Raw genomic sequence first — 16,080 nt, forward strand, 5'->3', positions numbered from 1 at the left:
ATTATAGTAAAAAGTGCTCTATACTATAAAATGTAGACAAACTATGCAATGTACTTTGTCCAACAAAATTCCGCACATACGAGAGGAGCTTACTACACTATGCGTTATGTTATCGTAACAGGAACTTCACAAGGTTTAGGTGAGGCAATCGCCGCGCAATTGTTAGAAGAAAACACGAGTATCATCTCTATTTCTAGAAGAGAAAATAAAGAACTTACAAGACTCGCAGAGCAATATAACAGCAATTGTATTTTCCACTCCTTAGATCTTCAAGATGTACATAATTTAGAAACGAACTTTAACGAAATCATTTCATCTATTCCAGAAAATACTGTATCATCTATTCATTTAATTAATAACGCTGGTACACTCGCACCAATGAAACCAATTGAAAAAGCTGAAAGCGAACTGCTCATTACGAACGTTCAAATTAATTTACTTGCACCGATGATTCTTACCTCCACTTTCATGAAACATACGAAAGATTGGAAAGTAGATAAACGTGTTATAAACATTTCATCTGGTGCAGGTAAAAATCCTTATTTTGGATGGGGCGCTTATTGTACAACGAAAGCTGGTGTAAATATGTTTACACAGTGCGTAGCAACCGAAGAAGCTGAAAAAGAATATCCGGTAAAAATCGTCGCATTTGCACCTGGTGTTGTTGATACAAGTATGCAAGCACAAATTCGTGAAACAAATAAAGAAGACTTCATAAATTTAGATCGCTTTATCGCACTAAAAGAAGAAGGGAAACTACTATCACCTGAATACGTTGCGAAAGCAATTCGTAGCTTACTAGAAACTGAGAATTTCCCGCAAGGTGAAGTAATTCGAATTGATGAATAACAAAAAGGCACGCTCTACTAGCGTGCCTTTTCATTCTATTTCTCTAAAAATATAAGTACAGACTCCGCAATTTGTTCATAACCAATCTGTTGGTAAATTTTATTTGATGTCGGATTTGCCAGATCCGTATATAAAGTCGTTGTTTTGTAACCTTCATCTAACATACGTTGACTAAGTGCGGCAACACAACTAGATGCGTACCCTTTTTTCCGCGCTTCTTTCGGTGTATATACGAAATTAACTGTTATATTGTTTGTAGTCGGTCTCGTTTTTGCAGCTACAGAAACAAGTTTCCCGTCTACTTCTAGACCAAAAAGACGACGATTAGTAATGAATGTATGGGCGGTTTGTTTCGCTTCTTCTTTCGTAGTAGGAAGCTTCACATCTTCGCAAAATTGATATATCCACTGTTCTATTAACGGTAGCTCCTCACTACTTACTTCTCGAAAGATTCCATCTCCGTTCCACTTTTTCTTTACTTGTTTTAATTCATATACACCTTGCTCCATTGCAACATTCGTTTTCTTATTTTCTATCGCCGCAATCTCTTCCGCTAATCTCTGTACAATTTTCTTATTTCCAATCAACCCAGGAACATTTGGATACACTTCCGCTAATTTTTTTGCAAGTTCCACGATGTCCTCTTCTTTAATTTCAGACGTAGCAACAATGATTTGTTTCTTCTCTTCTGTTTGAAGAAATACAATTGCAATTTCTTCCTCTTGTTTTACTACCCCCATAAATATCGGTTGTTGGCCCATTTGTAATACACCTAATATAAGATTATTTTCCTGCTCATTCTTTTCTAAAAATGACGTAACTTCTTCTTTAAAAGTAAGAATCTCTTCATATACATGTAATTGAATCATCGACAATCTCTTCTCTCTATTTATAGTTTCATTAAGTATTGGCGATTAATTCACTAAATCCCTCTTTTACGATTCGATAATATTCAAAGCTAATGCATTCAAATCATTTTCAGCTTGTAAAATTCTTTGTTTTTCCCTTTCAAATACCTCTTCCTCTTTTTGAAATGACTCTTTTCGATTTTTAATCATGCGCTCCATTTCTTTTTTACTCGGGCCACCGTATACATTTCTTTTTTGAATAAAAGCTTCTGGCGATACAATCTCTTCCCACTCTTTTTCTAATAAATATATTTTAAAATTTTCTTGCAAGTATATATTTACATCTTTTACATGTAATTCATGTAGCTCCTTTTGTTGATCCAATGACATTTTCGCAATAACACTTGCTGCATGATGCGCCTGCCGAAATGGAATGTCATAGTTTTTTGTTAAAACATCTGCGAAATCAGTTATCGTAATTGCATGTTTATAGGAACGACTTTTCAACGTTTCTTCTTCTACTTTCATCGTTCAAATCACTGCATTCATAATACAAAAAACACGAATGGTCTTTTCAATTCCTTTATATAAATACGGCTGCAAGTCATCTTCCGTATCAACAATATCACCAAATGGCGTATTATGGATCATTTGAAATACTGTAAATGCTTCTCCTAAAGCGCTACTCGTAATTGCACGTGCATGCTCAATTGAAACTGGATTTCGCTTTTGCGGCATAATACTACTAATTTGTACATATGGCTTCGCAACAGTAATACCATCATATTCCTTCGTCGCTAATAGTAAGAAGTCATGAATCCATCTGCTCGTATTCGTCATAATTACCATAAGTAACGAACTAACTTCTAATAAATAATCCGCTCCAGCAACAGCATCATATGAGTTCTCAATTACATTAGTAAACCCAAGTAAATTGGCAACTCGCTCTCGTTTAATCGGGAAACTTGTTGTAGAAAGAGCCGCAGCTCCCATTGGAGATTGATTTAAAAGTTTGTACGTTCGTTTCATTCGTTCTAAATCTCTCTGCATCGTATCATAAATCGCTAACATATAATGACCAAATGTCGTTGGTTGAGCTGGTTGTGTATGTGTATAAGCTGGCATAATCGTTTCCTTGTGATCATCGGCAAGTTGCAATATACTTTCTTGCAATAACAAGTGATGCTCCATTAATCGTAGTACATATCGCCTTAAACTCATGCGATACATCGTTACACCCATATCATTTCTACTCCTGCCAATATGCATATTACTTACAAAATCGCATTTCGCTTCTTGAAAAATTAAATGTTCGACTAAAAAAAAGAGATCTTCATGCTGCTCTGTATATAGCAATTGATCTTTTGGAATTCCCTCTATCTTTTTTAGTGCGTGTAATATAACTTTAGCTTCTTCCTTTTTCATTAAATTCTCTTCTGTCAGCATCACAACATGCGCTTTATGCACCTGAAACATATCTTTTAATAAGTGATCTCGCTGAAAATGAAATACATGTTGTAATACACAATCGACATATGTTTTCCCAGGGAAATCAGCGCCTTCACTCTTTATAAACTCTTCTTTACTTTGTTTCATCACCTTTTCCCCTCTCGCCTAAGTATTACTACCCATCATACCCAGAGATAGAAAAAAAGTGCTTGTACATAAAGTGAAACTTTAATCAGCCCTCACCAATCGGACTTTTATGGGCAGCCCGATCCCCGGCTAACTTCTTTGCTTTCGCTGAATTTTGAGGTGAGGGTCTTACTGCCCATTAAAGCGGGATAAAAATAAACTCGGCGCCCTCTGCACCGAGTTTACTTAATAAAAGTCGCATCATACTTATCACTTTGCAACACTTGGAAATGTAAGTTCGCTAAATGTTTTCGTATTTCTGCACTGTCGTCCTCATTTAAATTATTTGCTAAGAACACAATTTCTGTACAGTTCCCGCGTTTATCCATCGCATAAACTGCTTTTGTAACTGTCCATGGCGTATAGCCATTTTTTTGCCCTGCATGTCTAAATGTTTTACGGTATTTCTTAGCACTCATATCTGTTTCAACGATATTCGCCCACACTTTTTCTTCTGCGTCTGTTAGGCCACCTTTATGATTTGCCTTTTGAAGTAGTACCATATAATCATTTGCAGAAGCTGCTGGTAATCGATCTGACCAAATTTTATCGTAACGTTCCTCTAAGTAAAGAGGAATTTCCTTCTGTAATAATGGTCCCTTCTTTTTTAAGCGTTCATGAATAATCATCGCATATTCACGATATTGCTCTTGAGACATTTCTTTTAACTTTTTCTCTATTTTATATTTCGGAACATGTAGTTCTTTATGCAAATATCCAGGGATGTATAAAGATGAAACAATCGGAAATAGCGGCTGATGTGCTGGAAGTGATAAACTTTGTAAATTCCGATTAATATTATCTAATCCTAACACTTCCATTAAATATTCAGCATTCGCATTCGAACTAAATTTGACCATTCCTTTTGCCACTTCTTCTAAAGAAACTGCTCCTTCTGTTATCTTGTCTGTCTTTTGTAAATACTTTTGCCATCTATCTTGTGCACCGCCATCTGTATTCGGTACGTAATAACGATTCACATCATTAATGGAAACAAAACTAGACGGATCAATTTTCCCTTCTGTAACTTGTTTCGTATATTCAAGCGCCACGATTAATTTCATCGTACTAGCAACCGGCAATACAACATTGGGATTTACAGAATAAACAATTTTATCATTTCTCTTTACTAGAAGTGCACTATTTTTTTCATCTTTATGTTCTTCAATAAAGGATGCGATATACTGCGCATCATCATTATTTGAACTCCACACTTTTTCCACTAAAAAATTACCCGATATTAGCAAAACGAAAATACCCACAATTACTGCGCATACTATAGTTTTTTTCAAGTAAAATTCCTCTCCTATTGTGTAACTCTTCTCTATTTATCTTTTTAAAAAATAATGGAGACGGTTATTTAAATAACCGTCTCCATTATTTTAACTTGTATTCTCCTATTATGTCTACGTCATAATTTTCACGAAGTCTTCGAGAAATTTTTTATAATGTAACGACCAACCGATTCGCACCCAATTCTTTAAAGCTTTTGAGTCCGGCTGAGGCCGGAAATCAGCAATACTCTCTCCTTTTGCAATTCCAACTGTATCTACATCGACACGGCGATATACATAATCTAAAAGAGACGGATTTGCCGCAACCATCATTGTAACGACGTCATGAACTGGACTGCCTGTTATTTTTGGGTTTAACTTTTTATACGCCTTATAATAATACGTAAATATCGGCTCGATTAATTTATTAAAACTCGTTTTAGAATGTTTCGTAATATATTTTACCATTTCTGGCGTGATAATTGCTTCAGATGTAACGTTTAGTGGAACTAATGTCACATTCTTGGCATTTTGCATAACTAATTGTGACGCAATGGGATCACCATGAAAATTCGCCTCTGCGACTGGTGTTACATTGCCAGGCATTAAAAAAGCACCGCCCATTATATAATATTCTTTCACATACTTCATCATCGGCTTTTCTAAAATAAATGCTGTCGCTAGTGTCGTTGACCTACCAGCATCCACAATGATTAATTCTCCTTTATACTTTTCCAGAATATCAAAAAAAGCACAAAAAGGTTTTATATTTGGCGCAAAAGCTTTTGGTGGTTTAATCGGTCCTAATCCATCTGCCCCATGAATTTCTGGATAATACGTTGTAACATCCCCGGATAAAGGGATCTTTGCACCATTGATAACAGGTATATCTTCCCGCCCCGCCATTTGCAGCAAATATGCTGCATTACTCGTCGCCTTTTCTTGCGTTACATTTCCATATCCGGTTACAACACCAACAACATCAATATCAGGATGCATAATTCCGTACATGATGGCTAAAGAGTCATCAATTCCTGGGTCTCCCAAAAATAATACTTTTTTCATCGACCTCAACTCCATCCCCTCAATTGTTATTAATTTATGAATAACCTTACATATACAGAATAAAAAAGAATAAATTCACACAAAAAAACGCAGTCCTCTATAAGGACTACGTTCTTCCTCTAACCTATACTGTTTTTCTTCACAGCACTCATACTTCCAATGATATAAGCGATAAACGCAAAACAAATTGGGAAAACAACTGTATGTATACCGAACGGGTTTGGATAGAAAAGGTGAATACACATATATGAACCTACCCCAACTAAAATAGAGGCAAGCGCTCCTGTTGCATTTCCCTTTCTCCAATATAACCCTAATACGATTGGCCAAATGAATGCTGCTTCTAATCCACCGAAAGAAAATAAATTTAACCATATTAAAAAATCTGGTGGTTTAATTGCTGCTGCATAAACGAGCAGCCCTACGATACCAGTAATCCACAAACTTCCTTTTCTAATCGTACTGTCTGCTGCATCTTTATTTATGTAATTTACGTATATATCTTTAATAATTGATGAACTTACAAGTAACAATAACGAGTTTACTGTAGACATAATTGCTGCCATTGGCGCAGCTAAGAAAACACCGGCTAACCAAGGTGGCAACACTTCCATCGCGAGTAGCGGCATGACTTTATCCGGTACCGTTATACCCGGAAGTACAACTCGTGCAAATACACCCGTTAAATGCATACCAATCATAATTGTACCTACAACAACCGTACCAATTATTAACGCTTGATGCATAGCTTTTGAATTTTTATAAGACATGGCACGCACACTAATTTGCGGTAAACCAACAACGCCAATTCCAATTAAAATCCAAAATGATGTCACGTATGATTTCGTTAAACTACCATCCGCTCCGAACGGTGTAATTAAATTCGGATTGATTTGAATAAGTTCCTGCATAATCTTTTCAATTCCACCACCAGCAATGACAGTAGCAATTAAAATGATTGTCGTTCCAACTAACATAATGATACCTAATAGTGTATCTGATAAAGCGACTGCACGAAACCCACCAATTAATACGTATACAAGTACAGAAAAAGTAAATAGAAATAGTGCTGTTGTATAAGATAGACCCGTTAGCGACTCAATTAATCGGCCACCGCCGACCCATTGAGCTACTGTTGCTGAAAATAAAAAGATAATAATACATAACGCAGAAAGTATAACAACTGCTTTATTATTGTATCTTCCCTTTAAATAATCGATAAGAGTAATGGCTTCCATCTTTCTAGCGATAATTGCAAACTTTTTACCGATAACCGTTAAAACGATATACCCTGTTACAACTTGAATCGCAGATAATAATACCCATCCGAGACCCATATTGTACGCAATACCTGGACCACCAATAAAGCTACTCGCACTACCGTACGTAGCAATCATTGTCATCGCTAATAATAAACCGCCAAGTTCACGCCCACCAAGAAAATATTCTTGTAAAAATTTATTATTAGCAGTCGCTTGTACGCGTCTTGAAGCATATACACCAATTAAAAACACAACGATAAATGAAATTATCATTGGAATGATTACATACCAATTCATCTATTATTCCTCACTTTTTTCTTCCTCATCGAGTGAAATATCTTGAAATACAAAACGAACAACTAAACTAAGTAAAATAACCATAACGACAAACCCAACGATACAGCTATAAAAAAACCATGCTGGAAAACCGAATACATATGTATATTCACTTGGATTTTTACTACCAAGCCCATAAGCAAATCCGTACCATATTATAAAATTGATAATAGCAAGTCCAAGACCAATTAACGCTTCTCTATGGGCGATTCGAAAGCGTGGATCATCATGATAATCCTTCATTTTTCTCCCTCCTCTCACGAGGTATTATTGTACCATTGTTCTTCTAGTTTTTCCTACTAGAAAGCAAAAACAAGCAGGAGTTTTTATATTCATATAGAAGATTCTCTTACATTACATATTTTTTACAATTGTAACACAAATGAAATTTGAATTTTCAGTATTTGTTAATTATGATTTAAATTAGAGGCTTTCCATCTAGTTCCCACATCCTTGGTTTTGGAATAAACGCCGTCTCGTACTGCGTTTACATTATATTTTCAAGGGGGTTATACAATGAGTCAACTAGCTGTAAATCTTCATGAAAAGGTAGAAAAGTTTCTTCAAGGTACAAAAAAGTTATATGTGAATGGATCTTTCATTGAAAGCGCTTCCGGTAAAACATTTAAAACACCTAACCCAGCAACCGGCGAAACACTTGCCGTCGTTTCTGAGGCTGGTCGCGAAGATATTCATAAAGCTGTTGTTGCAGCTCGCATGGCTTTTGACGAAGGTCCTTGGTCTCGCATGAGCACTGCTGAGCGAAGCCGTCTTATGTACAAGTTAGCTGATTTAATGGAAGAACATAAAGAAGAGCTTGCACAGCTCGAAACATTAGATAACGGAAAGCCAATCCGTGAAACAATGGCAGCAGACATACCACTTGCAATTGAACATATGCGCTATTATGCTGGCTGGGCTACGAAAATCGTTGGTCAAACAATTCCTGTTTCCGGTGATTACTTTAACTATACACGCCATGAGGCTGTTGGTGTCGTCGGTCAAATTATTCCTTGGAACTTCCCACTTCTTATGGCAATGTGGAAAATGGGAGCAGCGCTTGCTACAGGATGTACAATCGTTTTAAAACCTGCAGAACAAACTCCACTATCCGCTCTATACTTAGCTGAATTAATTGAAGAAGCTGGATTCCCGAAAGGTGTTATTAATATCGTTCCTGGATTCGGTGAATCAGCTGGACAAGCTCTTGTTAATCATCCACTCGTTGATAAAATTGCATTTACTGGCTCTACTCCAGTCGGTAAACAAATTATGAGACAAGCATCTGAATCATTGAAACGTGTTACTTTAGAGCTTGGAGGTAAATCGCCGAACATTATTTTACCAGACGCCGACTTATCTCGCGCGATTCCTGGTGCACTTTCTGGTGTTATGTTTAACCAAGGACAAGTATGCTCTGCTGGATCACGCTTATTTGTTCCAAAGAAAATGTACGATAATGTCATGGCTGATCTCGTCCTTTATTCTAAAAAATTAAATCAAGGTGCTGGTCTAAGTCCAGAAACTACCATCGGTCCTCTCGTTTCCGAAGAACAACAAAAACGTGTAATGGGCTTCATTGAAAAAGGGATTGAAGAAGGCGCTGAAGTACTTTGCGGAGGAAGTAATCCATTCGATCAAGGTTACTTCGTTTCTCCTACAGTATTCGCTGACGTAAATGACGAAATGACGATCGCAAAAGAAGAAATTTTCGGTCCAGTTATTTCTGCAATACCTTTCAACGATATTGATGAAGTAATTGAACGTGCAAATAAATCACAATTCGGCTTAGCGGCTGGTGTGTGGACAGAAAATGTTAAAACAGCACACTATGTTGCAAGTAAAGTGCGCGCTGGTACTGTATGGGTAAACTGTTATAACGTCTTTGATGCAGCATCTCCATTTGGAGGATTTAAACAATCTGGTCTTGGCCGTGAAATGGGATCTTACGCATTAAATAATTATACAGAAGTGAAGAGTGTTTGGCTCAACTTAAACTAACGAAAAAGAACCTGACCTATCCGGTCAGGTTCTTTTCATTATGTATTCCTTTAAACTTGCAGTCCCCCGCTCACATTTAATACTTCTCCTGTAATATAGGATGCGTATTCTGATGCTAAAAAGGCCGCTGCGTTCGCAATATCTTCTGGCGTACCAATTCTACCAACTGGAATCGCGCCAACCATCTTTTCTTTCACTTTATCTGGTATCGTTTTTGTCATATCTGTATCCATAAACCCTGGGCAAATCGCATTACATGTAATACCGAAACTTCCAACTTCTTTCGCTGCTGTTTTCGTTAAACCTACAACTCCTGCCTTTGTAGCAGCATAATTCGCTTGGCCTATATTTCCTTCTCTACTAATTGAAGATATATTAATAATGCGTCCATACCCTTGTTGTCTCATGTAAAGAAGCGCTGGCTGCATACAATAAAAAACGCCAGTTAAGTTCACTTGTAATACTTGTTCCCAAGAAGACTTCTCCATTTTATGTAACATTGCATCTCTTGTAATCCCAGCATTATTCACCAAAATATGTAATGTACCGAATTTTTGAACCGCATATTCAATTAATGACTTCGCTTCATTTTGATTACTCACATCACATCGATATAAACTCACTTCATATCCTTCATCCGATAATTCACGTGTCGTTTTTTGTAGCTTTTCTTCATTTACATCGCTAATTAATACTTTTGCCCCTAGTTTTGCATAAACCCTTGCAATCTCTTTTCCAATTCCCTGTGCAGCTCCTGTTACAACAGCTGTTTTCCCATTTAAAAACTCCATCCCTATCCCCCATTTCTATTACTTATACTGTATATTTCGGCTTTTTGCCTTCCAATCCCTCTTTGTATAAAAAAGTCTATTTGTGTCAAACTAACTTTGCAACGTCGCATAAAACACAAGGAGATTGTGTCGAATGAACAAAAAAAATTTCAAGCAAAACAAAGCTGCTGATGGCATTGATGTTGAGTTCTCTCGTGAACTCGCTGACCACAATGACTTAGAAGCAAACGCACGTGCAAATGCCGCTGATGCACGTCAAAAACGCCAATCAACAGAAAAATAAGGAAAGCACAACCTTATTCTTTTCAACAGGGACCTACTACCCAACAAAATAAACCGAGAGATATCCTCTCGGTTTATTTTCGATATTTTTTTATATAATGCGCCAAAGTAAGTAGCGGATATATATGGGCATAGCTATGATAACGAATATAAAAACCACCTGGTAAACCTGTTCCAGTAGGATATTTTTCATTCACATAACGATTCGCAAGCAAATATGAGATACCCTTTCGAATTGCTGGTGTTTCCTTATCATAGTAAGAAATGAGAGCATCTAACGCCCATGCTGTTTGAGATGGGGTACTGAATGATAAAGTAACGAACCTTTTTTCCACACTACTGTGGCATGATTCTCCCCAACCACCATCTTCATGTTGTATATGTTCAAGCCATAAAGCTGCTCGTTTCAATGATGGATTGCTAGATGGAATTCCGATTGATCGTAAACCTGTCATCACCGCCCACGTACCATATATATAACAAATCCCCCATTTTCCATACCATGATCCATTTTTCGCTTGTACATTCATTAACCAATTTATCGCACTTTGTTTTTGTTTCTCAGGCAATTCATTTTGCGCATATGTCCCGAAAAGCTCTAACACTCTTCCTGTAATATCTGGTGTAGAAGGATCTGTAATCATGTCGCTTGCATTTTCGATTGGTAAATTTGCTAATAAATTGCTCGTCACACCTTTTTCAAATGCTCCCCATCCACCATCATTATTTTGTAATCCTTTAACCCAAGTGACCCCTTTCTTCCAAGCATAATCTACATTTTCGTTCCCTCTACTTTTTGCCAATCCTCTTAGCACGGCTGTTGTATCATCAACATCAGGAATTGTCGTATTCACGTCTGAAAAACCCCAACCACCTGGTGCAAGCGCTGGTGCATGTACGCTCCAATCAGCTTTTTTTGTATGCTGTTTTTTTAATAAATATGTTACTGCATGTTGAATCATCTTATTATCTTTCGGTACTTGGGCCTCTTGTAACGCATAGCTGAGTAAAGCCGTATCCCATACAGCTGAAGGCGAGTTTTGCAAATGATTCCCGCTTTCCATCTTCCATATATAAGATGTTATCCCAGTTATAGCCTTTTGAATGATTGATGATTGAAGAGAATGTCCTAACGCGAGTAAAGCGTAAATCATATAAAACGAGGCAGTTGCGTAACTATATAACGTTCCATTCTCATCAATACGTTCTTTCATAAAACGTTCGACTTCCTCATTCCCTTTATGATGTAAAGATAGTGGATACGATATAATTTGTTTTACATCACTTACTAACGTTTGAAACAACGGAGACCGATCCTCTCGAAACCATTCTCCGCCCCCTCCCGAAATATGATTTAAATTTGGCAGTAACTTTTTCCCTACTCGAAATCTTTTATTTAAACAAACCATCATCGGAATTAAATGAATACGCGCTGAGCTACTTAACTCAAATATACTGAGAGGTGAATCACTTTGGAGAAACATAATTGGTGTTGGCAAATGAAAGAGCGAAGGATATTCATATTCTCCATGAGCCGCTAATAAAAACTTCGTCATAAAATGAGCACGCGCTACCCCGCCACGCTCATTTATAAACATTTCGGCTCGCTTCATATTCGCATCTTCTTTTGTATATTTTTTTGAAGCAAGTAAGGCAGCATAAGATTGAATTGTAGCAGATAAATTACCACCTACTTCATCTTCATACAATTTCCATGTTCCTTCATTTGTTTGAAGTGATGCTAATCTTTTTACAAATGGTTCTATCTCTTTATCTCTACCTAATAATTTTAATAAAAAGATCATATGGCAATCTGTTAATGGTGCTCCTTCAAAACAAAAGCGCCACGTTCCATCTCGCCGTTGCATCGTTTGAAGTGCAGTTGTTCTTCTTGCTATCTCTTCATGCACTTTTTCATATAATAACAAGTTACTCACCCACCCTTTCGAAATCCGTATAACGATATTCAAAAAGATAACTGAATATGTATGAAAACAAAGAAAAGCAGAACATATAAAATGTTCTGCTCATAAACAATATCCTACTCCGACAATTATCCCTACTAAAGCACCGACTACTACTTCATACGGTGTATGCCCGACAAGTTCATTTAATTTCTTATATTCTGTTTGTCTACCGTGAAAAAACTCATTTAATATTTTCGCTTGTTTACTTACCGCGAGCCTTACTCCTGAAGCATCATACATAACAATAATGGCAAAAATAGCAGCGATTGCAAACATGGAACTTTCCACACCTTCCACAACGCCAACACCTGTTGCAAGTGCTGTAACAGTTGAAGCATGAGAACTTGGCATCCCACCTGAAGCAAAAAACTTTGCAAAATCAAATTCACCCGTTTTGAATAATTTAAAGACTACTTTCGTTAATTGTGCTAAAAACCATGAAATTACAGCGGCCATAAGCGGATCATTATGTAAAATTGTTTCCACGTTCTCAGCTCCCTACTGACTATAATGGAAATTCTATATAGTATCAGTATAAAGAAAAATGCGTAGAAAATACTACGCATTATGATACTTTTGCTGATTTATTTTTTATAAATTTCGGTTGTTTCTGCACTAAAAACTTTGTTTTTGCTATTGAAAACACAAATAATGCAATCCATATACAGAAAAATGCCATCATATGAGTAGATGTGAAATGCTCACCAAATACGAATACACCTAAAATTAAACTAATTGTTGGTGCAATATATTGTAAAAAGCCTACCATATAAAGCGGAATAAGTTGTGCTCCTTTTGCAAAATAAAAAAGTGGTAAAGCTGTAACAATTCCTGCTCCTATTAATAGTAACGTCGATAACATGGAAATAGATCCAAATGAGCCGAAACCATGTACTCCTGTCATAACGAGATAAATAATCGCAAACGGCGTCACTAACATCGTTTCCATCGTAAGACCAATTGTCGCATCATAGTTTAACAATTTTTTCGTTAATCCATATAATCCAAATGAAAAGGCAAGTGATAAAGAAACCCACGGAATAGATCCAAAACGTACTGTCAAAATGATAACCCCTACGCCAGCTAAACCAACTGCAACATATTGCCAAAAGTTTAGCTTTTCCTTTAATACAACCGTACCAAGTAAAATACTAATAAGTGGATTAATATAATATCCGAGACTTGCTTCAATGACATGATTATGATTAACGGCCCATATGTAGACAAACCAGTTTCCGCTAATCAAGACCGAAGCTATCGTTAATGACATTAATAATTTAGGTCGTTTAAAAAGATTCACGAACTCCCCAATAAACTGACGAAATCTCTTCGTAACACCTAATACAAGTAACATAAAAACGAACGCCCAAACGATGCGGTGTGCTAATATTTCATCTGCTGGAACTTCCTCAACCCATTTCCAATAGATTGGTAGGATTCCCCACATCGTATAAGCACCAGCCGCATATATAATCCCTTTTTTTTGCTGTGCTGATTGACTCCCCATCTTCCCTTTTCTCCTCTTCTCATTTTTCTCCATTATACGGTCCCGCATGCTCACTTTACCAATAATCAATCTGCAATTCTTTCGACATTTCTCATACAGCAAAAAGTAAACACATTGTTATAACGACAAGTAACGGTATACCGAAAACAAATTTCTTTTTATGTGTTTTATGATGAAACATATACATACCGATCCAAGCACCAACTGCGCCTCCAGCTGCCGCTGATAAAAACAACGTACTTTCTGGCGTTCTCCACTGTTTCTTCTTCGCTTTTCGTTTATCAAGCCCCATAAGGCTAAAAGCTATAACGTTAATAATAATAAAATAAATCCATTTCATCGCTTTCTCTCCCTATGAAAAATTCGCTTAATGGTAACATGAAAAAACGATAGAAACAACTGAAGAACGCTTTTTACCAAGCTAATTAGTTACCTTTATATTTACATAACCAACTAAAACCGCAGTTACAGCGATTAAATAGAGCGATGTTATGAGCAGAACCTTATATTTCATTCCCTTCACCCACTACCATATCATCGAAAAAACTTCTCTCAATCTCTTTTTCATCAAAATGAAGAACTACAATTAGTCCTATATATAAAGAAACGAAATTTAGAAACCATTCGCCATTTTCATCTTTGTTAGCTAAACATTTAAATATCTCTTGAAATTGCATACGCTCATCTGCAGCAGCAACCGGACGCACACCAAAGTATTTCAATACGAGATTCAGCTTCAGATGCACGGATAATGATAAAATATATTTTAATAACTCCGTATACTCTATACTATCTTTTTGACTATACAGCTTCACAAGCTTTTGATGTAAAGTAGAAATCGATAATCCTTCGTCGGTCACTTTAGTTGCTTCTACCATTTCAATCATCTTTTTCATATTCATTACATTCACCCCTTCTGCAAAAAAAACAAAAGCCAAAGCGTATTTATTTTATAATCAGCAATAATTGAGTATTTCTCATCTCTCGTTCTTCTTCACTAACTAAGTCATACTTCTTTAGAAGATGAAAGACATCATTTAATATTTCCTGTGAATGATTCCCTTGCAAAAATCCCTTTACCTCTTTAAAAATCACTTCCGGTAAAAAACCTTTTTGACTTTCAAGCTTATTCATTACATCTTCCATAGAATGATCAATATTACAAGCCATACTAAACTTCCCCCTCTATCCTTTATAAATAATATCCTCCGCTAACAATGTAAACACTTCTCCTACAAGAGAGTCTTCATCATATACAGATGAACCGTTGTTTTCTTCTCGTTTTGCAAAAGGTATTTGCGCGATCACTTCTGTTTGCAATTGTTCTGCAAGCATTTCGCCGCCACCTTTTCCGAAGAGATAGTTTTTTGATCCATCTTGTTCTTCATAATAAGCCATATTTTCTACAATCCCTAAAATTTCGTGTTTCGTATGTTTTGCCATAACACCTACTCTAGATGCTACGAATGAAGCTACATTGTGTGGTGTTGTAACGATAATCTCTTGCGCCTGCGGGATCATTGCTGCAACATCAATAGCGACATCTCCTGTACCAGGTGGTAAATCAAGAAGTAAATAATCTAATTCTCCCCAGTGCGTATTCGCAAGGAAATTTTGAATCCATTTATTTAACATCGGCCCGCGCCACATAACCGGGTTATTTCCTTCCGTAAAAAATCCCATCGACATAATTTTAACACCGTGACTAACGACTGGAATTGCTGTTTGATCAATCATCGTCGGTTTTTGATTCGTTTCCATCATAGCTGGAATACTAAAACCATATATATCCGCGTCTAATATCCCCACTTTTTTGCCCATACGAGCTAAAGCAGTTGCAAGGTTAATTGTCACTGTTGATTTTCCAACTCCACCTTTACCACTCGTTACAGTAATAAACCGTACCCCTGAATCAAGACGAAGCATACTCGGCATACCAGTTTCTGTTCTAGTATTTTCCTTTAACTTCTCTGTTAGCGCGGCTCGTTCTTCTTGTGTCATAGAACCAAATGTCAAATCTACCTTAGATGCACCAATTGCCTGAAGAGACTCTTCCACATCTTGTTGAATTTTTGCTTTTAATGGACAACCTTGAATCGTTAACACTACTTCAAGTTTAACCTCTGTTCCATTCATTTGTATATTTCTAACCATATTTAATTCTACAATACTTTTGTGTAACTCCGGATCCTCTACATGTTTTAATGCGTTCATTATTTGTTCTTGCGTAATCATAGCACTCATCCCTTCTCGTACTCGAATT

The 16,080-nt window shown here is 36.7% G+C and carries 16 protein-coding genes and 1 pseudogene; 3 read left to right on the forward strand and 14 right to left on the reverse strand.

Annotation, left to right across the window (positions count from 1 at the left end):
* Window positions 1–99 precede the first annotated feature (99 nt).
* Window positions 100–849, forward strand: coding sequence for a (S)-benzoin forming benzil reductase (locus PDL00_RS16360; RefSeq protein WP_270730174.1), 750 nt, complete (start codon window positions 100–102; stop codon window positions 847–849).
* Window positions 850–884: 35 nt separating this feature from the next.
* On the opposite strand, the gene PDL00_RS16365 is transcribed toward PDL00_RS16360, so the two are convergent.
* The 6 genes and pseudogenes from PDL00_RS16365 to PDL00_RS16390 all read right to left on the reverse strand — a co-directional run bounded on the left by PDL00_RS16365 (window position 885) and on the right by PDL00_RS16390 (window position 7,512).
* The gene (locus tag PDL00_RS16365) at window positions 885–1,718 is read right to left on the reverse strand and encodes a GNAT family N-acetyltransferase (protein ID WP_270730176.1); all 834 of its coding nucleotides are present in this window, start codon (window positions 1,716–1,718) and stop codon (window positions 885–887) included.
* Window positions 1,719–1,784: 66 nt separating this feature from the next.
* Window positions 1,785–3,296 (reverse strand): annotated as a pseudogene (argH, locus tag PDL00_RS16370) (argininosuccinate lyase).
* Between the two features lie 218 nt (window positions 3,297–3,514).
* Window positions 3,515–4,624 (reverse strand): serine hydrolase, encoded by a 1,110-nt coding sequence (locus PDL00_RS16375; protein WP_270730178.1) that lies wholly within the window; start codon window positions 4,622–4,624, stop codon window positions 3,515–3,517.
* Window positions 4,625–4,738: 114 nt separating this feature from the next.
* On the reverse strand, window positions 4,739–5,671 hold the full coding sequence (locus PDL00_RS16380; protein ID WP_270730180.1) for a nucleoside hydrolase: 933 nt from the start codon (window positions 5,669–5,671) through the stop codon (window positions 4,739–4,741).
* Between the two features lie 119 nt (window positions 5,672–5,790).
* Entirely contained in the window at window positions 5,791–7,230 is a 1,440-nt protein-coding gene (gene panF, locus PDL00_RS16385) for a sodium/pantothenate symporter (protein ID WP_001104842.1), read from the reverse strand.
* Between the two features lie 3 nt (window positions 7,231–7,233).
* The gene (locus PDL00_RS16390; RefSeq protein WP_000656242.1) at window positions 7,234–7,512 is read right to left on the reverse strand and encodes a YhdT family protein; all 279 of its coding nucleotides are present in this window, start codon (window positions 7,510–7,512) and stop codon (window positions 7,234–7,236) included.
* Between the two features lie 273 nt (window positions 7,513–7,785).
* On the opposite strand from PDL00_RS16390, the gene dhaS reads away from it, so the two are divergent.
* Entirely contained in the window at window positions 7,786–9,270 is a 1,485-nt protein-coding gene (gene dhaS / locus PDL00_RS16395; RefSeq protein ID WP_061678475.1) for an aldehyde dehydrogenase DhaS, read from the forward strand.
* A 50-nt stretch (window positions 9,271–9,320) separates the two neighbouring features.
* Here dhaS and fabG read toward each other — a convergent pair whose 3' ends face one another.
* Complete coding sequence (gene fabG, locus PDL00_RS16400; protein WP_061678476.1) at window positions 9,321–10,061, reverse strand: 3-oxoacyl-ACP reductase FabG; 741 nt, start codon at window positions 10,059–10,061, stop codon at window positions 9,321–9,323.
* Between the two features lie 133 nt (window positions 10,062–10,194).
* Between fabG and PDL00_RS16405 the strand changes: the two genes are divergently transcribed.
* On the forward strand, window positions 10,195–10,344 hold the full coding sequence (locus PDL00_RS16405; RefSeq protein WP_001035806.1) for a YfhD family protein: 150 nt from the start codon (window positions 10,195–10,197) through the stop codon (window positions 10,342–10,344).
* A gap of 73 nt (window positions 10,345–10,417) precedes the next feature.
* On the opposite strand, the gene PDL00_RS16410 is transcribed toward PDL00_RS16405, so the two are convergent.
* The 7 genes from PDL00_RS16410 to PDL00_RS16440 all read right to left on the reverse strand — a co-directional run bounded on the left by PDL00_RS16410 (window position 10,418) and on the right by PDL00_RS16440 (window position 16,052).
* Window positions 10,418–12,271, reverse strand: coding sequence for a terpene cyclase/mutase family protein (locus PDL00_RS16410; protein ID WP_270730184.1), 1,854 nt, complete (start codon window positions 12,269–12,271; stop codon window positions 10,418–10,420).
* A gap of 99 nt (window positions 12,272–12,370) precedes the next feature.
* The gene (locus tag PDL00_RS16415; RefSeq protein WP_073515868.1) at window positions 12,371–12,796 is read right to left on the reverse strand and encodes a divergent PAP2 family protein; all 426 of its coding nucleotides are present in this window, start codon (window positions 12,794–12,796) and stop codon (window positions 12,371–12,373) included.
* A gap of 79 nt (window positions 12,797–12,875) precedes the next feature.
* On the reverse strand, window positions 12,876–13,817 hold the full coding sequence (gene rarD, locus PDL00_RS16420; RefSeq protein ID WP_063262506.1) for an EamA family transporter RarD: 942 nt from the start codon (window positions 13,815–13,817) through the stop codon (window positions 12,876–12,878).
* 91 nt (window positions 13,818–13,908) lie between these two features.
* Window positions 13,909–14,157 carry a DUF1294 domain-containing protein gene (locus tag PDL00_RS16425; protein ID WP_242255255.1) on the reverse strand — a complete coding sequence of 83 codons (249 nt, stop codon included), beginning with the start codon at window positions 14,155–14,157 and terminating at the stop codon, window positions 13,909–13,911.
* 163 nt (window positions 14,158–14,320) lie between these two features.
* Window positions 14,321–14,719: a hypothetical protein gene (locus PDL00_RS16430; RefSeq protein WP_270730187.1), complete on the reverse strand. Its 399-nt coding sequence runs from the start codon at window positions 14,717–14,719 to the stop codon at window positions 14,321–14,323.
* Window positions 14,720–14,762: 43 nt separating this feature from the next.
* A complete protein-coding gene (locus PDL00_RS16435; protein ID WP_242255259.1) occupies window positions 14,763–14,987 on the reverse strand; it encodes a group-specific protein in 225 nt (74 codons plus the stop codon).
* A 15-nt stretch (window positions 14,988–15,002) separates the two neighbouring features.
* Window positions 15,003–16,052 carry a P-loop NTPase gene (locus PDL00_RS16440; RefSeq protein ID WP_242255261.1) on the reverse strand — a complete coding sequence of 350 codons (1,050 nt, stop codon included), beginning with the start codon at window positions 16,050–16,052 and terminating at the stop codon, window positions 15,003–15,005.
* Between the last annotated feature and the right edge of the window lie 28 nt (window positions 16,053–16,080).

Source organism: Bacillus cereus group sp. TH152-1LC (assembly GCF_027710505.1).
In the GTDB taxonomy this organism is placed as follows: Bacteria; Bacillota; Bacilli; order Bacillales; family Bacillaceae_G; genus Bacillus_A; species Bacillus_A mobilis.